This window comes from Cryobacterium adonitolivorans, from assembly GCF_004402695.1.
GTDB lineage: Bacteria > Actinomycetota > Actinomycetes > Actinomycetales > Microbacteriaceae > Cryobacterium > Cryobacterium adonitolivorans.
Genome location: NZ_SOFL01000023.1, coordinates 53881 through 72881, shown reverse-complemented (window position 1 = coordinate 72881; position 19001 = coordinate 53881). Strand labels below are relative to the sequence as shown.

General features: G+C 70.6%; 22 protein-coding genes. 14 read left to right on the top strand and 8 right to left on the bottom strand.

Features of this window, described 5'->3' with window-relative positions; genetic code table 11:
• Nucleotides 1-8 precede the first annotated feature (8 nt).
• From E3O42_RS07100 to E3O42_RS07080, 5 genes are all read left to right on the top strand, one after another.
• Nucleotides 9-692 carry a GntR family transcriptional regulator gene (locus E3O42_RS07100; RefSeq protein WP_241984693.1) on the top strand — a complete coding sequence of 228 codons (684 nt, stop codon included), beginning with the start codon at nucleotides 9-11 and terminating at the stop codon, nucleotides 690-692.
• A gap of 27 nt (nucleotides 693-719) precedes the next feature.
• Nucleotides 720-2255, top strand: coding sequence for an MmgE/PrpD family protein (locus E3O42_RS07095; RefSeq protein ID WP_134453267.1), 1536 nt, complete (start codon nucleotides 720-722; stop codon nucleotides 2253-2255).
• Nucleotides 2255-3163, top strand: coding sequence for a methylisocitrate lyase (prpB, locus tag E3O42_RS07090; RefSeq protein WP_134453266.1), 909 nt, complete (start codon nucleotides 2255-2257; stop codon nucleotides 3161-3163). Before E3O42_RS07095 ends, prpB begins: the two co-directional genes overlap by 1 nt.
• Before the next feature lie 61 nt (nucleotides 3164-3224).
• Nucleotides 3225-4415: a bifunctional 2-methylcitrate synthase/citrate synthase gene (locus tag E3O42_RS07085; protein WP_241984692.1), complete on the top strand. Its 1191-nt coding sequence runs from the start codon at nucleotides 3225-3227 to the stop codon at nucleotides 4413-4415.
• A 30-nt stretch (nucleotides 4416-4445) separates the two neighbouring features.
• A complete protein-coding gene (locus tag E3O42_RS07080; protein ID WP_134453265.1) occupies nucleotides 4446-5291 on the top strand; it encodes an NAD-dependent epimerase/dehydratase family protein in 846 nt (281 codons plus the stop codon).
• On the opposite strand, the gene E3O42_RS07075 is transcribed toward E3O42_RS07080, so the two are convergent.
• Both E3O42_RS07075 and E3O42_RS07070 read right to left on the bottom strand, forming a co-directional pair.
• Nucleotides 5218-5844, bottom strand: coding sequence for a molybdenum cofactor biosysynthesis protein (locus E3O42_RS07075; RefSeq protein WP_241984691.1), 627 nt, complete (start codon nucleotides 5842-5844; stop codon nucleotides 5218-5220). The two genes, E3O42_RS07080 and E3O42_RS07075, sit on opposite strands and share 74 nt — an antisense overlap.
• A gap of 346 nt (nucleotides 5845-6190) precedes the next feature.
• Entirely contained in the window at nucleotides 6191-6457 is a 267-nt protein-coding gene (locus E3O42_RS07070; protein ID WP_134453264.1) for a hypothetical protein, read from the bottom strand.
• A gap of 86 nt (nucleotides 6458-6543) precedes the next feature.
• Between E3O42_RS07070 and E3O42_RS07065 the strand changes: the two genes are divergently transcribed.
• The 4 genes from E3O42_RS07065 to E3O42_RS07050 are packed head-to-tail and all read left to right on the top strand — an operon-like array spanning nucleotide 6544 to nucleotide 9139.
• Nucleotides 6544-7080, top strand: a complete 537-nt coding sequence (locus E3O42_RS07065) for a phosphoribosyltransferase (protein ID WP_134453263.1) — start codon at nucleotides 6544-6546, stop codon at nucleotides 7078-7080.
• The gene (locus E3O42_RS07060; RefSeq protein WP_134453262.1) at nucleotides 7077-7808 is read left to right on the top strand and encodes a Type 1 glutamine amidotransferase-like domain-containing protein; all 732 of its coding nucleotides are present in this window, start codon (nucleotides 7077-7079) and stop codon (nucleotides 7806-7808) included. Before E3O42_RS07065 ends, E3O42_RS07060 begins: the two co-directional genes overlap by 4 nt.
• A 4-nt stretch (nucleotides 7809-7812) precedes the next feature.
• Nucleotides 7813-8535 carry a uracil-DNA glycosylase gene (locus E3O42_RS07055; RefSeq protein ID WP_134453261.1) on the top strand — a complete coding sequence of 241 codons (723 nt, stop codon included), beginning with the start codon at nucleotides 7813-7815 and terminating at the stop codon, nucleotides 8533-8535.
• A 25-nt stretch (nucleotides 8536-8560) separates the two neighbouring features.
• Nucleotides 8561-9139: a GNAT family N-acetyltransferase gene (locus tag E3O42_RS07050; RefSeq protein ID WP_166787920.1), complete on the top strand. Its 579-nt coding sequence runs from the start codon at nucleotides 8561-8563 to the stop codon at nucleotides 9137-9139.
• A gap of 68 nt (nucleotides 9140-9207) precedes the next feature.
• On the opposite strand, the gene E3O42_RS07045 is transcribed toward E3O42_RS07050, so the two are convergent.
• Both E3O42_RS07045 and E3O42_RS07040 read right to left on the bottom strand, forming a co-directional pair.
• Nucleotides 9208-10032: an SDR family NAD(P)-dependent oxidoreductase gene (locus E3O42_RS07045; RefSeq protein WP_241984690.1), complete on the bottom strand. Its 825-nt coding sequence runs from the start codon at nucleotides 10030-10032 to the stop codon at nucleotides 9208-9210.
• A gap of 40 nt (nucleotides 10033-10072) precedes the next feature.
• Nucleotides 10073-10450, bottom strand: coding sequence for a hypothetical protein (locus E3O42_RS07040; RefSeq protein ID WP_134453260.1), 378 nt, complete (start codon nucleotides 10448-10450; stop codon nucleotides 10073-10075).
• Nucleotides 10451-10530: 80 nt separating this feature from the next.
• Between E3O42_RS07040 and E3O42_RS07035 the strand changes: the two genes are divergently transcribed.
• The 5 genes from E3O42_RS07035 (at nucleotide 10531) to E3O42_RS07020 (ending at nucleotide 15315) form a co-directional block, all read left to right on the top strand.
• Complete coding sequence (locus E3O42_RS07035; protein ID WP_134453259.1) at nucleotides 10531-11958, top strand: amidase; 1428 nt, start codon at nucleotides 10531-10533, stop codon at nucleotides 11956-11958.
• A 45-nt stretch (nucleotides 11959-12003) separates the two neighbouring features.
• Nucleotides 12004-12450, top strand: a complete 447-nt coding sequence (locus E3O42_RS07030) for a Fur family transcriptional regulator (protein WP_134453317.1) — start codon at nucleotides 12004-12006, stop codon at nucleotides 12448-12450.
• A gap of 38 nt (nucleotides 12451-12488) precedes the next feature.
• Nucleotides 12489-13991: a catalase gene (locus tag E3O42_RS07025; protein WP_134453258.1), complete on the top strand. Its 1503-nt coding sequence runs from the start codon at nucleotides 12489-12491 to the stop codon at nucleotides 13989-13991.
• Nucleotides 13992-14138: 147 nt separating this feature from the next.
• Nucleotides 14139-14306, top strand: a complete 168-nt coding sequence (locus tag E3O42_RS17950; protein WP_166787919.1) for a hypothetical protein — start codon at nucleotides 14139-14141, stop codon at nucleotides 14304-14306.
• Nucleotides 14307-14376: 70 nt separating this feature from the next.
• The gene (locus E3O42_RS07020) at nucleotides 14377-15315 is read left to right on the top strand and encodes a siderophore-interacting protein (RefSeq protein WP_134453257.1); all 939 of its coding nucleotides are present in this window, start codon (nucleotides 14377-14379) and stop codon (nucleotides 15313-15315) included.
• On the opposite strand, the gene E3O42_RS07015 is transcribed toward E3O42_RS07020, so the two are convergent.
• The 4 genes from E3O42_RS07015 to E3O42_RS07000 all read right to left on the bottom strand — a co-directional run bounded on the left by E3O42_RS07015 (nucleotide 15275) and on the right by E3O42_RS07000 (nucleotide 18987).
• Complete coding sequence (locus E3O42_RS07015; RefSeq protein ID WP_134453256.1) at nucleotides 15275-15685, bottom strand: Fe-S oxidoreductase; 411 nt, start codon at nucleotides 15683-15685, stop codon at nucleotides 15275-15277. The genes E3O42_RS07020 and E3O42_RS07015 overlap by 41 nt on opposite strands.
• Nucleotides 15685-17190 carry a dihydrolipoyl dehydrogenase family protein gene (locus E3O42_RS07010; RefSeq protein ID WP_134453255.1) on the bottom strand — a complete coding sequence of 502 codons (1506 nt, stop codon included), beginning with the start codon at nucleotides 17188-17190 and terminating at the stop codon, nucleotides 15685-15687. Before E3O42_RS07010 ends, E3O42_RS07015 begins: the two co-directional genes overlap by 1 nt.
• A gap of 127 nt (nucleotides 17191-17317) precedes the next feature.
• Nucleotides 17318-18109 (bottom strand): crotonase/enoyl-CoA hydratase family protein, encoded by a 792-nt coding sequence (locus tag E3O42_RS07005; RefSeq protein WP_134453254.1) that lies wholly within the window; start codon nucleotides 18107-18109, stop codon nucleotides 17318-17320.
• A gap of 44 nt (nucleotides 18110-18153) precedes the next feature.
• A complete protein-coding gene (locus E3O42_RS07000; protein ID WP_134453316.1) occupies nucleotides 18154-18987 on the bottom strand; it encodes an arginase family protein in 834 nt (277 codons plus the stop codon).
• Nucleotides 18988-19001: the final 14 nt, after the last annotated feature.

The following is a 19001-nucleotide window of genomic DNA, read 5'->3' as shown; positions in this document are numbered from 1 at the left end:
ATGCGCTTGTGTATACAGAGACCGTGACGTCCGGACCGGAGCGGGCGAGTGACCGGGCCTACCGGGTGCTGCGCGACGAGATCCTCGACGGGATCCTGCCGGCCGGGACGGTGCTGCTCGAAGTGGAACAGGCCGCTCGGCTCGGCGTCTCCCGCACCCCGCTGCGCTCGGCCGTGGCGCGGCTCGCGGCGGACGGCCTCGTCGCCGGCCGCAGCGGCCGGGGCTTCTCGGTCACCGAGATGTCGGTCGAGTCGATCAACGACCTTTACGAGCTGCGCGAGGCGCTCGAGGAGCGCGCCGCGACCCTGGCCGCGCGCAGTGACGACCGCTCGGCGTTCGGGATGCTGCGCGAGCGCTTCGTCGGCGCTCCGGCACTGCTCGAGGCGGGCGAGGACGGCATACACGAGTACTACGCGCTCATCGACGAGTTCGACGCCGCCATCGACGCCGCCGTCGACAACTCCTTCCTCGTCGGCGCCCTCGACACCGTGCGCACGCACCTGGCCCGCATCCGCCGGGTGGCCAGGGGAAACCCGGTGCGGCTGCGCGCCGCCGCGGCCGAGCACCTCCTGATCCTGGACGCGATCATCGACGGCGACGCGGCGCTCGCCGCGCACGCCACCCACGTGCACCTGCACCTCAGCCTCGCGAGTGTGCTCGCGGTGCTCGGGTCGACGGACATGACCTCCTGACCCCCCCCGATTCGAAAGGACCACCCCGTGCAGAGAACCCGCGTGCGCGTGCACCGAAGCGAGAACAGCCCCGCCCGTACCGAGCAGCTGGCCTGGAAGATCGCCGCCTGCGCGGCGGACCCGGTCCCGGTCGACGACGACGTCACCGAGATGATCATCAACCGGGTGATCGACAACGCCGCCGTTGCCGCCGCCTCGCTGACCCGCGACTCCGTCGTTGCCGCCCGGCAGCAGGCGCTGGCCCACCCGCGGTCGGCGAACGGCGCCGGCGCCACGGTCTTCGGCCACGCCGCGGACACCCGGGTCTCGCCGGAGTGGGCGGCCTGGGCCAACGGCGTGGCCGTTCGGGAGTTGGACTACCACGACACCTTCCTCGCCGCCGAGTACTCGCACCCCGGCGACAACATCCCGCCGCTGGTCGCCGTCGCCCAGCACCTCGCCGTCGCTCGTGGACTCACCGGCCTCGACCTGGTGCGCGGCATCGCGACCGGCTACGAGGTGCAGATCGACCTGGCCCGCTCGATCAGCCTGCACAAGCACAAGATCGACCACGTCGCCCACCTGGGCCCGTCGGCCGCGGCCGGCATCGGCACCCTGCTGGGCCTGGACCCCGACACGATCTTCCAGGCCGTCGGCCAGGCGTTGCACACCACCACGGCCACCCGGCAGTCCCGCAAGGGTGAGATCTCCTCCTGGAAGGCGTACGCGCCCGCGTTCGCCGGCAAAATGGCCATCGAGGCCGTCGACCGGGCCATGCGCGGCCAGACCAGCCCCACCCCGATCTACGAGGGTGAGGACGGCGTGATCGCCTGGCTGCTCGACGGGCCGGATGCCGCCTACGACGTGTCGTTGCCCGCCGTCGGCGAACCCAAACGCGCGATCCTGGACAGCTTCACCAAGGAGCACTCCGCGGAGTACCAGGCCCAGGCGCTCATCGACCTGGCGCGGAAGCTCAACCGCGAGCACCCCGAGATCCTGGTGCCCGGCGCGGTGGCGAGCATCGTCATCCACGCCTCGCACCACACCCACAATGTGATCGGCTCCGGCGCGAACGACCCGCAGAAGTACGACCCGCGGGCCAGCCGGGAGACCCTGGACCACTCGGTGCCGTACATCTTCACCGTGGCGCTGCAGGACGGCGCCTGGCACCACGAAGACTCCTACCTGCCGGAGCGGGCCGCCCGGGCCGACACGGTGGCCCTGTGGAACACCGTCACCACGAGCGAGGACGCCGAGTGGACCCGCCGGTACCACTCCAGCGACCCCGGCGAGAAAGCGTTCGGCGGCCGGGTGGAGATCCTCCTGGCCAACGGCGGCCGTCTGGTCGACGAGCTCGCCGTCGCGGATGCCCATCCGCTCGGCGCCCGCCCGTTCGTGCGGGCCGACTACGTGGCCAAGTTCCGGCTACTCGCAACGAACGCCCTGCACCCCGCCGAGATCGAGCGGTTCCTGGAACTCGCCCAGCGGCTGCCGGAGCTGACCGCTGCGGATCTCGGCAGCCTCACCCTCGTCGCCCGCCCCGGCCTCTTCGAGACGTTGCCCACCCTGAACGGAATCTTCTGATGCTCTACTCCGGACTCACGCCCGCCGCCAAGCGCACGCAACTGCGCGCCGACCTCGCCGGCGGCAGCCTGCTGCGCTTCCCCGGCGCGTTCAACCCGCTGAGCGCCAAAATGATCCAGGCCAAGGGTTTCGAGGGCGTCTACATCTCCGGCGCCGTGCTCGCCGCCGACCTCGGCCTGCCCGACATCGGCCTGACCACCCTCACCGAGGTGGCCGGACGCAGCCAGCAGATCTCCCGGATGACCGACCTGCCCACCCTCGTCGACGCCGACACCGGCTTCGGTGAGCCGATGAACGTGGCCCGCACCGTGCAGACCCTCGAGGATGCCGGCGTCGCCGGCCTGCACATCGAGGACCAGGTCAACCCCAAGCGCTGCGGCCACCTCGACGGCAAGCAGGTCGTGGACACCGACACCGCGATCAAACGCATCCGCGCGGCGGTCGACGCCCGGCGGGATCCGAACCTGCTGGTGATGGCGCGCACCGACATCAACGCCGTCGACGGGCTGGCCGCCGCGATCGACCGGGCCAAGGCGCTGGTGGATGCCGGCGCCGACGCGATCTTCCCCGAGGCCATGGGCACCCTGGCCGAATTCGAGGCGATCCGGGCGGCGGTGGACGTGCCGATCTTGGCCAACATGACCGAGTTCGGCAAGAGCGAACTCTTTCGCGTCGACCAGCTCGCCGACGTGGGCATCAACCTGGTGATCTTCCCGGTGTCGCTGCTGCGCCTGGCGATGGGCGCAGCCGAAGCGGGCCTGGACACCATCCTCGCCGAGGGCTCGCTGACCAGCCGGCTGCCGGCGATGCAAACCCGCGCCGAGCTCTATCAGCTGCTGGACTACGAGGCTTACAATCGCTTCGATTCGGGGATTTTCAATTTCACTCTGAGCGGTCACGACGGCTAGCCCAGCACCATCGCAGCAGCAGGACCCGCACGGCCAGGACAGCAGGACGCAAAGGAGCGAAATGACCATCAACCAGCCCACCCACACGCCCGCGGTGAAGCCGCCGGCCATGCCGGAGATCCATCGCGGCCTGGCCGGGGTGGTGGCCGACACGACGGCGGTGTCCAGGGTCAACCCCGACTCCAACTCGCTGCTCTACCGCGGCTACCCGGTGCAGGAACTGGCCGCGCAGAAGAGCTTCGAAGAGGTCGCATACCTGCTCTGGCACGGCGAACTGCCCGACGACGTTCAACTGGCCGCATTCGAGGTCACCGAGCGGTCGCTCCGGCGCCTGGACCACTCGGTGCGCCGGGTGATCGACGAGATCCCCACCTCCGCCGATCCGATGGACGTGGTGCGCACCGCGGTGAGCGTGATCGGCGCCAACGACCTGAGTACCCCGGACGCGTCAGTTGAGGCGAACCTGGCCAAGTCGCTGCGCCTGTTCGCGCAGTTGCCCGCGATCGTCTCGTACGACCAGCGTCGCCGGCACGGCCTCGAGCTCGTCGAACCGCGCGACGACCTCGGCTACTCGGCGAACTTCCTCTACATGACCTTCGGCGAGGTGCGGGAGGTCGAGGTCGTCGAGGCTTTCGACGTGTCGATGATCATGTACGCCGAGCACTCTTTCAACGCGTCCACGTTCACGGCCCGGGTGATCACCTCCACCCTCTCCGACCTCTACTCGGCCGTGACCGGGGCGGTCGGGGCACTCAAGGGCCCGTTGCACGGCGGCGCGAACGAGGCCGTGATGCACATCTTCAGCGAGATCGGCATGGGCGACGGGTCGGCCCAGCGCGCCGAGCTCTGGCTCGACGACACCCTTGCGCACAAGCGCAAGGTGATGGGTTTCGGCCACCGGGTGTACAAGCACGGCGACTCCCGGGTGCCCACCATGCACGCGGCGATGCTCACCCTGATCGAACACTTCGACCGGCCCGACCTGCTCGAGCTGTACGAGGCGCTGGCCGCCGGCATGAACGCACGCACCGGCATCCTGCCCAACCTGGACTACCCGGCCGGCCCGGCATACCACCTGATGGGTTTCGACACTGCCACCTTCACGCCGATCTTCGTCGCGGCCCGGGTGACCGGCTGGACCGCGCACATCATGGAGCAACTGGCCGCGAACGCGCTGATCCGGCCGCTGTCGTTCTACAACGGCACGCCGGAACGACACGTTCCGCCGTTGGCCGAGGGCGACGTGCTCTGAGGCCTGCCCGGGCCGCTCCATACTGGAGGGATGACTGTACTGATTGCCGGATGCGGCGACCTTGGCACCGAGGTGGGACTGCGCCTGGTGGCGCTCGGCCAGCACGTGGTGGGCCTGCGCCGGCAGGCCGGCGTGATCCCGGCCGCTCTGAACGGGCAGTCCGTCGACCTGAGCCGGCAGCAGCCCGAGGTGCCGCCGGACACCGAGATCGTCATCGTGGCCATCGCCGCGGGAAACCCCGACCCCACGGTCTACCGGGCTGCCTATGTGACCGGCCTGGCCAACCTGCTCGGCGCGCTCGAGGCGGCCAGGGTCACCCCGCGCCGGTTCCTGATGGTCTCCTCCACCGCGGTCTACGACGTGAACGACGGCAGCACCGTGGACGAAGACACCCCCGCCACCCCGGGGCCGGGCACCGACGCGATCCTGCTCGAGGCGGAGCAGCTGCTGCGCAGCCGGATCCCGTCCGCCGTCGTGCTGCGCCTGGGCGGTATCTACGGCCCCGGCCGAGACCGCCTGATCCGGCAGGTGCGCGAGGGCCGTGCGACCGTGGCCGCGCGCGGCCGCCTCAGCAACCGGATCCACCGTGACGACGCCGCGGCGATGATCGTGCACCTGGTGCTTCGGAACACGGCGCCGGACCGGCTCTACCTCGGCGTCGACTCGACGCCGGTGCCCGTCACCGAGGTGCTGGGCTTCCTCGCCGGCGAGCTCGGCCTGCCCGACCCCGAGATCGTCGAGACGGGCGGCCGCCGCGGCGGCGACAAGCGCCTGAGCAACCGCCGCATCCTGGAGACCGGATTCACCTTTGCCTACCCGAGCTACCGGGAGGGCTACCGGGCGGTGCTGGCCGGTCACGGGGTCCGGCACCCGTAATCCCCGGACCCGCCAGGGGGATGCTGCTGAGCAGCCGGGCGGGCCCGAGCCGCAGCATCCCGTCGGTCACCGGTTCGCAGCGCATGCCGCCGCGCCCGCGCAGGGCACGGTGGGCGCCGGGAGCGAGCACCACGTCCATCCAGGCACACGGGTTGGCAGGCCGGTTCGCCAGGAATTCGACGGGCCCGTCGCCGCTGTCGAGCGAGAAGGTCGCGCCCTGCAGCGCATCAACGTTCACCCCGGCGTGCACTCCGCGCAGCAGGATGTTGCGCCGGGTGGCGGCCGGGTCCAGGGCGCGCGGCAGCCGGAGGTCATCAGCGACCCGGTCGAGAACGTCGGCGTTCATCACGGTGACAGACGCGTGAGCGTGCGCCCGCTGCCCGAAGTACCGGTCACCCACGATGCCCAGGCCCGCCCGCAGCCGAATGCTCGGGTGGCTCTCCGCGCCGGCCGCCGGCAGCGGCCCGTCGGCCGGGCGCCCCTCATAACGGTGCACGGGGGAGGCCAGGAGCAGCACGATCTCCACCTCGGCGCTGTAGGGCAGGCGGCTCACCCCAGACAGGCTATCGGCCCCGGCAGTGCGCACAACTCCTGCAAATCTCTCGTCGGCGGGCAGCGGATGCCGGAAACACGGGGGAGCGGTTCGCAGGGCGGGAATACTGCAGGAGTTGTGCAACCCCGCCCGCCACTTGCGGCCAGGGCTGACGCCGGCGCGGCGGAACCGCACGATCCGAGCGACGCGTGGATTGGGACGCGGCAGATTGCATAACTCCTGCAATTTCCTCGTCGGCAGGCAGTGGATGCCGAAAACATGCGCGATCGGGTCGCAGCGGCGGGGATTCTGCAGGAGTTAGGTAAGCCCGCCCGCGAGCAGGCGGCGGAGGCGTGGGAGGGAAGGGTCAGGGCGCCATCCCGGCCTCGACGGGCACGAACTCCACGTTGTTGGTGGGGTGCACGGTCTTCGCCGGCGCGCGGGAGAACCCCTTGGCGTCCAGACGGTTCTCGGCGCGGAAGGTGGCCAGGGCCACGTCGTACAGTTCGTTGAGCCGGGCGCCGGTGTACTCGCCGGTCGTGCCGTCGGTGAAGAGAATCGCGATGGCGGTCTTGCTGGGGAAGTGCCGGTTCATGCGGACAAAACCGTGGGCATCCTGGTGCAGTGTGATCATGTAGCCAGTCTTCCGTATCCGCTCCGGCGACAACACCGGGCCCTTGGTCCGCGCACGGCGGGTGCCCGAGGTTCTACCATTGACAAATGCAATCCGACCAGCAAACCGCGCCCCCCGCCACCGTCGACCCGCCGCGCGAGGTGCTGGAGTGGACCGACTTCGCCGACGCCTCCAGGTCGCTGGCTTCGACGGTGCTGGCCAGCGGCTTCCAGCCCGACGTTGTGATCGCCATCGCCCGCGGCGGGCTGCTGCTCGCCGGAGCCATCTCCTACGCCCTCGGCACCAAGAACTGCGGCTCCATCAACGTGGAGTTCTACACCGGCATCGACGAGCGCCTGCCCGAGCCCGTGCTGTCCGGCCCGATGCTCGACGCCCCCGCGCTCGCCGGCCTGCGGGTGCTGCTGGTCGACGACGTCTCCGACTCCGGCCATACCCTCGCCCTCGTCGTCGGCATCCTCAAGGAATCGGCCGGCGAGGTGCGCTCCGCGACGCTGTACACCAAGCCGCGCACCGTGCATGTGCCGGACTTCACCTGGCGCGAGACCGACGGCTGGATCGTCTTCCCGTGGTCGGCGTTGCCGCCCGTCACCGCCACCCCGCTGACCGCGGTGGTGGACGCATGAGCATCCACCTCGTCGGCGGCGGCTGGACGCCCGAAAACGACTCCGAGACTGACGCGGCGGTCTACGGGCCGTTCCTGGCCGAGGCCGCCCTGCGCGCCGGTGCTGCCGGCCGCACCGACCCGCGCATCGCGATCATCGTGGTTCGGGACGGGGACGGTGACGACCACGCCGCCAAGCTCGTCGCCGCGCTCGAGGCCGCCGGCCCCGTCGAACCCGTCATCACCGCGCTGGCCCTCGACGGCCTCGCCACCTTGCTTGCGGTGGCGGATGCCGACGGCATCGTCATCGGCGGCGGCCTCACCCCCGCCTACCTGACGGCCCTCGCGCCCATTGCCGGTGAGATCCGTCGCCAGGTGGCCGCCGGCATCCCGTACCTGGGTTACTCCGCCGGGGCGATGATCGCGGCCGAACGGGCCCTGCTCGGCGGCTGGCGCATCGGCGGCGTGCCGGTGAGCCCGCAGGAGGCCTCTGAGGAGCTCGACGAGATCACCATCGAGAACGGCATCGGCCTTCTCGACGTGACCGTGGACGTGCACGTGGCCCAGTGGGGCACCCTGTCGCGCATGGTCGCCGCCACGGAAGCCGGACTCATCCGCGGCGGCCTTGCCGTCGACGAGGGCACCGTGCTGATCGTGGGCCAGGGCACCCTCGGCGTGGCCGGCGCCGGCAGCGTCTGGACCGTCAGCGAATCCGAGGGCGGGGTGCTGGTGAGCACCTTCGGCGCCTGAGCGGATGGCTGAACCGGCGCTGATTGGACCGGCACTGATCGAACCGGGTTGGGCGCGAGCCTTCGGCCTGCCCGGCACGCCGGCGGCTGCGGTCGACGTCAGCACCGTAGCCCCGTTCGCGGCTCCGCTCGCCTTCGCGCGGGCGGAGGCCGCGGCCGGCGAACAGGTGTTGCCCGCGCCGGAGCAGATCCTGCGCGCCTTCCGGCAGCCGTTCGACGACGTGCGGGTGCTCATCGTGGGCCAGGACCCGTATCCGACCCCCGGGCATCCGGTAGGCCTGGCCTTCTCGGTGGCCGCGGAGGTACGCCCGGTGCCGCGCAGCCTCGGCAATATCTTCGCCGAGTTGCACGACGATCTCGGCCTGCCGATCCCGGCCACCGGTGACCTGACCCCCTGGGCCCGGCACGGCGTGCTGCTGCTCAACCGGGTGCTCACCGTGCGGGCCGGCGCAGCGGGCTCGCACCGGCGGCACGGCTGGGAGGCCGTGACCGAGCAGGCCATCCGGGCGCTGGCCGCCCGCGGCACTCCGCTCGTCGCGATCCTGTGGGGCAAGGATGCCGAGAACCTCGCCCCGCTGCTTGGCGCCACCCCCACGATCGTGTCAGCACATCCGAGCCCCCTGTCGGCCCGGCGCGGATTCACCGGATCACGCCCGTTCAGCCGGGCGAACACGCTGCTGGCCGCGCAGGGTGCGGTGCCCGTCGACTGGTCGCTGACGGTAATCTGAACACCATGTGGAGAGGACCCGTCCGGTGCTAGAAGAGGAATACCAGCCGCGTCGTCGGCTGCCGCGTCACCTGTCGCCGGCGCCGATGCCGGAGGCCCCGTTCGAGTACGCGCTGCGCGACGCCGTCGACACCGACCTGCCCGACATCCAGGAGATCTACAACTATTACGTCGCCAACAGCACCGTCACCTTCGACGAGGATGCGATGACGCTCGTCGAGTGGCGCGACAAGTTCCACTACCTGGCCAAGCTCGGCATGCCGTTCATCGTCGCCGAGTCACCGGCCGGCCAGCTGCTCGGCTATGCGCTGGTGAGCCCGTGGAAGCAGAAGAAGGCCTACAGGTTCACCGTCGAGAACTCCATCTACCTGGGCGCAGCCTCCACCGGCAAGGGCCTGGGCCGGGTGCTGCTGGCCGAGCTCATCGAACGGTCCAGGGCCGCCGGCCTCAAGGAGATCATCGCCGTGATCGCCGACCAGGGTGCGGAGGCCTCGATCAAGCTGCACCAGGACTTCGGCTTCGAGGAGATCGGCCGGATGGGCAAGGTCGGCTTCAAGTTCGAGCGCTGGCTCGGCACGGTGCTGCTGCAGAAGAGCCTGAAGTAAGAACTCAGCAGTTCAATAACTCAGCTGTTCAATAACTCAGCTGTTCAATAACTCAGCTGTTCAATAAATCAGCGGCGCGACAACCGCCCCGTCACCGTCACCACGGCACGCCGCGGTGCCGTGCCGGCCAGCCACGCGGCGACCCGGTTCTGGGTGCCGACGACGGTGTGTGGGGGAGTCGCGGCCGCGTCGAGCGCGGCGAAGGCCGTACGCATCACCTCGTCGACGCTCATCAGGCGCCGCGGCCCGGACGGTGATCGCCGGGCGACGGCGTAGAACTCGGTCTCGGTGGGGCCGGGGCACACCGCGGTGACCTTGAGGCCGGTGGCCCTGGTCTCGTACCAGAGCGCCTCGGTGAGGCTGAGCACGTAGGCCTTGGCGGCGGCGTAGACGGCCAGCCGGGGCACCGGCTGGAACGCCGCGGTGCTGGCCAGGTTCACCAGTGCGGCGCCGTGCGGATGGGCCAGGGCCGCGGATTGCAGGCCGGGCAGCAGGGCATGGGTGAGGTCGGTCAGCGCCGCCACATTCACGGCGACCTGGTCGTGAACCCGGTCGGCCGGCGCATCCACCAGGCTGCCGAAGTGGCCGAAGCCGGCGTTGTTGATCAGGGTGGCCACCCGGATGTCGCGTTCGGTCAGGTTCCGCACCAGCTCTGCAACGGCGCCGGGTTCGGCTAGGTCGAGCGGAATCACCGTCGACACGGTGCCGTACTTCTCGGCCAGCTCCACCGCGAGGGCCTCGAGCCGATCGAGCCGCCGGGCCGTGAGCACGAGGTCGGCTCCGCGGCGGGCGAGCTCGTGCGCGAAGCCAACGCCGAGCCCGCTCGAGGCGCCGGTGACCAGGGCGGTAGTGCCCATCGGGTTGTACAGGGCGGCAGTGTTGGTGCGGGTCATTCTCCGAGGCTACCCGCGCCGGGGTTTTCAGCGCCAGCGATCACATCACCAGGGTCAGGTCGACTCTGCCGAGAGTGAGCACCAGAAGCGACGACCCGGCACCGCCGACCAGCAGCAGCCCGGGGTGGGCGAGGCCGATCGCCACGGTACGCAGCTCCGGCCGCTCGTGCAGGAACTCCGCAGGGACGTCCCGCTGGTCCGGCACCCGAGCCGGAAACTGGCGCCAGCCGCGCAGCACGAAGAAATGCGCCAGCACGCTTTCCCGCACCGGCAGCAGGTGGCTGCGCGGCGTGGCGGCGAGCACGAACAGGGTGGCGGAGAGGGTGGGAAATGCGGCGAGCACGATGGCCGGGTACCGGGCCCAGGTGGGCGCCCCGGCCAGCTCCTGCACCAGTATCACCGCGAACCAGAAGCCCACCCAGAGTCAGCCGGCGGTGAGAGGATGCCGCACCAGCCATGGGGTCATGGCGACACTGTAGCCAGAACTAGGCTCGGGGGATGGCCGACCTCTTCGAACTGACCGCCCTCGAACAGTGGCGGTCGCTGCAGCAGGGCGACATCAGCCCCACCGACCTCACCGAGCACTACCTGGCCCGCATCGAGCGCCTGAACCCCGGGCTCGGTGCCTTCGTCACCGTGACCGCGACGGCCGCCCTGGCCAGGGCCCGGTTCGTGGAGACCGAGGTGTCCCGCACCGCGCCGCTGTGGGGCCTGCCCTTCGGCGACAAGGACCTGCAGTTGCGTGCCGGTGTGCCCGCGCGCCTGGGCTCGCGGCTGATGCGGGACAACGTGCCGGAGACCAGCGACCTGCTCGTGCAGGCTCTCGACACCGCCGGCGGCATCAGCCTGGGCAAGACCAACACGCCCGAGTTCGGCCTGCCCGCTTACACCGAGAGCCTGGCCGCCCCGCCGGCCCGCAATCCCTGGAACCCCGCTTTCGGAGCCGGTGGCTCCAGCGGCGGCGCCGCCGTTGCGGTGGCCGCCCGGCTGCTGCCGTTCGCGCCCGGCAGTGACGGCGGCGGATCGGTGCGCATCCCCGCCGCCGCGTGCGGGCTCGTCGGGGTCAAGCCGTCCCGCGGCCGGATCCCCGCGGCGAGCGGCCTCGACGTGCCCGGCGGCCTCCCGGTGGCAGGCCCGCTGGCCCGCACCGTGGCGGATGCCGCCCTCCTGCTGGACGCCATGATCGCGCCGGACGGTGGCCGGCCGGAGCATCCGTTCGCGGTGCGCGCGCCAGGGGGAGACGAGCAGCTGCTCGGCGCCGCCATCCGCGGTGAGGGGCGCTTCCAGCTTGGCGTGATGACCACCTCGGCCTGGGACGATGCCTACGAGATCAGTCTGGCGCCCGAGGCCTTGGCCGCACTCACCGTGGCCGTGGACGGGTTCGCCGCGATGGGGCATGGCATCGAGCAGACCGCGCTCTCGGCAGACCCGAGCTACGCGCCGGCGTTCCGGGCCCTGTGGCAGCTGAGCGCGGCCCGGATCCCGGCCGAGACCCCGGAGCAGGAGGCCATGCTCGAACCCCTCACCCGGTGGCTGCTGCACCGCGGCCGCGAGCTGACCGGTAGGGCGGTTGCCGAGGCACTCTCGACCCTGGCCGCCTACGAACGGTCATTCATCCGCCAGCTGGCCGGCTTCGACGCCGTGCTCACGCCCGCGCTGGCGCTCACCCCGCGGCCCGTGGGCTGGTATGACGCCGTCGACGGCGAACGCAACTTCGCCCAGCAGGTGCAGTACACGCCGTTCACCTCGATGGTGAACGTCTGCGGGCTGCCGGCGATCACGCTGCCCGTCTCGCAGACCACCGACGGGCTGCCGATGGGCGTACAGCTGATCGGCCGGCCGGGCGGCGAGGCGACCCTGCTGGCCCTCGGGGCGCAGCTGGAACGCACGCTGCGCTGGCAGGACCGGGTGCCGCCCGTGTTTTGAGTAGTTCAAAACAACTGCTAGCGTGAAGGCATGCAGACACACGGAATGGACGATCAGGAGCACAGCGCCCTGGACCATCCCGCGGACCACGCCGCCGAGATCCGCGCCGCGGGGCTGAAGGTCACCGCACCCCGGCTCGCCGTGCTGCGAGGGCTCGCTGATTCGCCGCACGCCACCGCCGACCATCTCTTCGAGGCCGTCAGCAGGCAGCTGCCCGGCACGTCGTTGCAGGCGGTCTACGGCGTGCTCGGCGCCTTCACCACCGCCGGCCTGGTGCGCCGCATCGAACCGGCCGGCTCCGCCGCGCTGTTCGAACGCCGGGTGGGCGACAACCACCACCACATCGTCTGCACCAACTGCCACAGCGTGCGCGATGTGGAGTGCGTGACCGGCGAGGCCCCGTGCCTGACCCCGTCGGACACCGCCGGCTTCGTCGTGCAGGCCGCCGAGGTCACTTTCTGGGGCCTCTGCCCCGACTGCCAAAACTTCTGAACGACGCGAACGATCAGCACATGACACGAAGGAGCACCATGACAACACTGCCCCCCACCACCAACCAGACCGGAACCCCGGTTCCCAGCGACGAGCACTCCCTCACCGCCGGCGCCGACGGCGTCACCGCCCTGCACGACCGCTACCTGGTCGAGAAGCTCGCACAGTTCAACCGCGAGCGCATCCCGGAGCGCATCGTGCACGCCAAGGGCGGCGGAGCGCACGGCGTCTTCGAGGTCACCGGCGACGTGTCCGCGTACACCCGCGCCGCACTGTTCCAGCCCGGTGCCCGCACCGACACCCTGCAGCGCTTCTCCAGCGTCGCCGGCGAGCAGGGTAGCCCGGACACCTGGCGCGACGTGCGCGGTTTCTCGGTGAAGTTCTACACCCAGGAAGGCAACTACGACATCGTCGGAAATAACACGCCGGTGTTCTTCATCCGCGACGGCATCAAGTTCCCCGACTTCATCCACTCTCAGAAGCGCCTGCCCGGCTCCGGCCTCCGCGACGCGAACATGCAGTGGGACTTCTGGACCCTCTCGCCCGAGTCCGCGCACCAGGTGACCTACCTGATGGGCGACCGCGGCCTGCCGCGCTCCTGGCGCACCATGCCCGGCTTCGGCTCGCACACCTACCAGTGGATCAACGCTGCCGGTGAGCGCTTCTGGGTGAAGTACCACTTCACCTCCAACCAGGGCAACATCGAGATGGAAGGCGCGGAGGCAGAGCTCATCGCCGGTGCCGACGCCGACTACTACCGCCGTGACCTCTACGAGGCCATCGACGCCGGCGACTTCCCGTCCTGGGACGTACACGTGCAGGTCATGCCGTACGAAGAGGGCAAGACCTACCGCTTCAACCCGTTCGACCTCACCAAGGTCTGGCCGCACGCCGACTTCCCGCTGATCAAGGTGGGCACGCACACCCTCAACCGCAACCCGGGCAACTTCTTTGCCGAGATCGAGCAGGCCGCGTTCTCGCCGGCCAACTTCGTGCCCGGCATCGCGGCCAGCCCCGACAAGATGCTGATGGCCCGCATCTTCTCCTACCCGGATGCGCAGCGCTACCGCGTGGGTACCAACTACAACCAGCTACCGGTCAACGCCCCACAGGCGCCGGTGAACAACTACTCGCAGGATGGCGCCGCCCGGTATTCCTTCAACGACGCCAGCGCCCCGGTCTACGCGCCCAACTCGCTCGGCGGCCCCGTCGCCGACGAGGCCCTCGCGGGCGATGGAACCTGGGAGTTCGACGGTGCGCTGGTGAGAAGCGCCGCCACCCTCCGCGCCGAGGACGACGACTTCGGCCAGGCCGGCACGCTCTACCGCGACGTCTACGACGACGCGGCCAAGGCCCGCTTCCTGGAGACGATCACCGGTGCCGTCGGCGGCGTCACCCGACCCGAGGTCAAGGAACGCGCCATCCAGTACTGGACGAACGTGGACCCCACCCTCGGTGCAAGCCTGCGGCTGAACCTGGCCACCGACGCTGCGGTCACCTCTGCCAACGAGGCCGCCGAGTTCGTCGGCGTCGGCGAGTAACGCCGCAACGCCCGCACCACCTTCGATCGCGCGGCCGGCCCCGGCCGGCCGCGCGACCGCCTCGCACCACCACCACCCCGCACACCACCACCAGTACGCGTCCAATGAAGCTCTGCGTCGACCAGCACCACCCCGACAAGGAGCACCATGAATTCCTACATCAGCACCGCCAGCCCCCACACGGACCGCGCCGCCGAACCGGCCGGCTACGTGAGCACCGGTCGTCCGTCCGCGGTTCCCACCGGCTACGTCAGCCCCGCCACGCGCTCCGGCGCCGGCAGTTACGTCAGCAGCGACTGGGTCACCGCCGCTTAACGTCATCGCCGCTTAACGTCACAGCCGACTCTCTGGGTGCGACCAAGGTAAGGCATGCCATACTTAGGTCATGCTTACTTCGACAGTCGCTCCCGCGCAGGCCCCCGCACGTGTGCGGGCGCCGCGCCCCAGCTACCGCCCGTTCGCCGTGTCGGTGGCTCGGGTTCAACGTCTGTCGACCAATTTCACCCGGGTCACCTTCACCGGACCCGACCTGCACGAATTCGGCACTGCCGGCCTCGACCAGCGCATCAAGATCGTCCTGCCGCTGCCCGGGGTCGGCGTTTCGGCGTTCCCGCGCAACGACTCCTGGTACGAGACCTGGCGCGACCTGCCCCACGAGCGCCGCAATCCCATCCGCACCTACACGGTTCGGCACGCCCGCCCCGAGCACCGGGAGGTCGACATCGACTTCGTCACCCACGGTGACGCTGGCCCCGCCTCGCGCTGGGTGCGCTCCGCCCTCGTCGGTGACGAGGTCGCCATCGTCGGACCCGTCGCCGACGGCGACAACCCCGCTGTCGGTATCGAGTGGGCCCCCGGCAACGCCAACACCGTGTTGATCGCGGGCGACGAGACCGCAGCCCCGGCCATCTGCGCCATCCTCTCCGCGCTGCCCCGCACCGCACGCGGCTGTGCCTACATCGAGGTCCCGGACGCCGGTGACACGCACGAGACCGACGCGCCCGATGGGGTGACCGTGACCTGGCTGCCCCGTAACGGCGCCGCCCACGGGTCCGCGCTGGAATCCGCGGTGAAGGGCTGGACCGCACGCTTCATCACCGCCCACCACACCGGAACCGAACTCCCCGACATCGACATCGACGAGACCATCCTCTGGGAGGTGCCCGACGGTTCAGCTCTCGACGGTGAGCTCTACGCCTGGCTGGCCGGTGAGGCCAGCGTGATCAAGCGCCTGCGCCGCTTCCTCGTCTCCGAGGTCGGCATCGACCGCCGCCAGGTGGCCTTCATGGGGTACTGGCGCGACGGCCGCGCGGAGCACGCGTAGCCTCCCGCTTCTGGCGCAGGTAGCCGCCCTTCTCCAGGCCGGCCTCGATCTCGAACCGGTTCTTCAACGGGTCCCGCCCGGCGATGAGATACAGCAGCGGGAACAGCATGCCGTACCGCTGCCACTGCACCTTGTGCACGGCCTCGTGCTCGAGCACATCCGCCGTCACGTTCTGGTTGGTGAGGTAGACGGCGCCAACGCAGGAGCCGCCGCGGCCGAATGACCAGGCGGGCAGGCCGCGGAACACCAAGAGGCCGCTGCGGCGTTCGATGCGGCCGGTGCTCCAGATCGCGCCCCAGACCAGGCCAACGGCGGTGGCGTACAGATAGCCGGCCCGGCTGACCGGGGAGTCGATGAGGAGCCGCCGCATCAGAGGCTCCGGTCGCTGGTGGCCGGCGGCCGGCCATAGGTCTCGAGCAGCCGCAGCCAAACCTCACTGAGGGTCGGGTAGCTGGGTACCGCGTGCCAGAGCCGGCTGATCGGAACCTCGCCGACCACGGCGATGGTGGCCGCGTGCAACAGCTCGCCGACACCGGCGCCCACGAACGTGACGCCGAGCAACACCTCGGTGTCGAGGTCGACGATGGCGCGGGCGCGGCCGGTGTAGCCGTCGGCCAGCACGCTCGCACCGGCCACCCCGGCGAGGTCGTAGTCGAGCACCCGGATGCGGTAGCCGGCCTTCTCTGCCGCCGCGGCGGTGCGCCCGACCGAGGCTACCTCGGGGTCGGTGAAGGTGACCTGCGGCACCGCGGCGTGATCGGCCGTGGCCACATGGGTGCCCCACGGTGCGTCGTCGACGATCCGGCCCGTCGCGCGGGCGGCGATGACGTCACCCGCCGCCCGAGCCTGGTACTTGCCCTGGTGGGTGAGCAGGGCCCGGTGGTTGATGTCGCCGGTGGCGTACAGCCAGTCTCCGGCCAGCGCGGCGGAGTCGCCGGTGACGAGCAGGGTGTCGTCCACGCCCACCCATTGGCCGGGGGTGAGGCCCACCGTTTCCAGGCCCAGATCCTCGCTGCGCGGCACCCGACCGGTGGCCACGAGCACCTCGTCTACCGTGATTGTGCGGCCGTCGGCGAGCACCAGCGCCACCTGGCCGGTCTCGGTGCGGCGGGCGGCGGTGGGGCTGGCGCCGGTGAGCACGTCGACTCCCGCGTCGGTGAGGGCGGCGGCCACCAGCTCGCCAGCGAACGGCTCCTGGTCGCGAAGCAGGGAGCTCCGCACGAGCAGGGTCACCTCGGTGCCCAGCGACCGGTATGCGGCGGCCATCTCCACGGCCACGACACCGCCGCCGATGATGGCGAGATGGCCGGGCAGGGTCGTCACCGAGGTGGCGTCCCGGCTGGTCCACGGTGACACGTCGGCCAGGCCGTCGATGTCGGGCATCAGCGCGCTGGAGCCGGTGCTGAGCACCACGGCGTGGGTCGCGTTGACGACGACCGGGCCATCCTTCGTCTGCACGGTGACCTCGCGCGTGCCGCTGAGCCTGGCGTGGCCGCGCAGCAGGTCGATGCCCGCAGAAGCCAGCCAGTCGGCCTGGCTGTCGTCGTTCCAGTCGTGGGTGAAGGCGGTACGGCGCTTGAGCACGGCCGCCACGTCGAGCCGACCGGTGATCGCTTCGGCCGCGCCGGCCACCCGGCGGGCAGCGGCGAGGGCGGCGCCGCTGCGCAGCAGCACCTTGGAGGGCATGCACGCCCAGTAGGAGCACTCGCCGCCGACGAGTTCGGCCTCGACGATGAGTGTGCTCAGGCCCCCCTGCACGGTGCGGTCGGCCACGTTCTCGCCCACGGCGCCGGCGCCGATCACGATGACGTCGTATGTGCGGGTGGCGGCGGATGTCGAGGTCTGGGTGGCGGACGTCGCTTCAGAGTCGGTCATCGTCGCAGCCTACCGACCGTTCCCGGGAGGAATCCAGAGTTAACGGTTCGCCCAGTTGCCGCAAACCGCCCTTCACGGCGCCCGAAGGGGTATTTTTCCGCACGTCGACGACGCGCGGATGTGTCTTTTAGCGACCCTGGAACGCGGCGGGCTGGCGCGAGAGGAACGCCTCCATGCCGATACGGGCATCCGTGGAGGCGGCCAGCCGGGCCAGGGCGGGCTGGAGTTCGGCCTCGGCCGCCGCGGGCCCGTCGCGGAGCGCCGTGCGGGCGCTGGCGAGGGTGGCCTGCACGGCCAGCGGCGCCTGCGCGGCGATGCGCTCAGCGAGTTCGATGGCCCGGTGCAGCTCGCGACCGTTCGGCACGATCTCCTGCACGAGTCCCATCTGGTGCGCCTCCCTGGCGTCGAACATGTCGCCGGTGAGCAGCCAGCGCATGGCGTTGCCCCAGCCGGCCACGCGCGGGAACCGGATCGTGGCGCCGCCGAACGGCAGGATGCCCCGGCTCACCTCGATCTGGCCGAACCGGGTGGACTCTGCGGCGACGACGATGTCGCTGACCAGCATCAGCTCGATGCCCAGGGTGAGGCAAGTGCCCTGCACGGCGATGACGACGGGCTTGCTCAGCGCCGTGCCGTCGACCTGCCACGGGTTGATGCCGCCATCGGGGACGATGTCGATCCCGTCCGGCCCCATTCGCGGGCCCACGTCGGCCAGGTCGAGACCGGCCGTGAAGTGCTCACCGAGAGCGTGCACCACGCCCACGCGCAGCTCGGGGTCGCGCTCGAGCTCCCCGTACGCCAACGCGAGCTGTTGCAGCATCGCGAAGTCCGCCGCATTGCGCTTCTCCGGCCGGTTCAACCCGATCAGCAGCAGGTGCCCCCGCCGCTCGGTCACGACTCTCAGGTCATCCGTGGTCATGGTTGATCTCCTTCGATCATTCAAGCTCGCTCGCGAGAGGGTAGCTAGCGGGTGAGAGCGCTGATGATGCGCAGGATGCTGGGCAGGTCGTCGTTGGCGGCCTCGGGGGAGGAGGGCGCGAAGCCGGCGATGGTGGCGCCGGCCAGGGCGAATTCGGCGCGGAGTGCCGTGATCGCGGCGGTGAGGCCCTCCACGGCCAGGCCGAACGGGTAGATGTTCGACAGGCCGACGATGGTGGCCGGATCGAGCACGTCAAGGTCGATGTGCAGGTAGACGTGCGCGGCGCCCGTGCGCTTCACCGCGGCCACGACGGCCTCCGGGGTGCCGAAACTCTCCACGGGCACCAGCGGGATGGCCTGCTCGGTGATGTAGACATCCTCGGCCGGGTCGATGTCTCGTACGCCCGCCAGCACCACCCGGTCGGGCGTGAGCCGGGCGTCGGCGTCGAGCGCGAGGCCGTCGACACCGTCGCCGAGGATGGCCCTCAGCACCATGCCGCCGAAGCCGCCGGACTGCGAGGACTCGCTGGTGTGCAGGTCGGGGTGGGCGTCGAACCAGACCAGCGCGATGTCGCCGGGGTGCTGGAGGGAGGCGTGCTCGACGGCGCCGAAGGAGACCCCGCAGTCGCCGCCGATCGTGAGCACCGGCTCCGAGCTGGCGCGCAGGACGGCCAGCTGCCGGTCGCGCACCGTCAGCAGCGAGGAGAACCGGTGGATGCCGGTGTCTAGGGCATCGCCCGCCTCGGCAGGCACGTCGACGGGAAAGGTGACCGAGGAGGGGAGGTCGCCCTGGATCGCCTCAGCCCCGTCGACCAGGCGCATCGCGCGCGGAGAAACCGAACCTTGCCACTGCGGCACGACCACGTAGTTGGGGGACACCACCCCAGTATGCT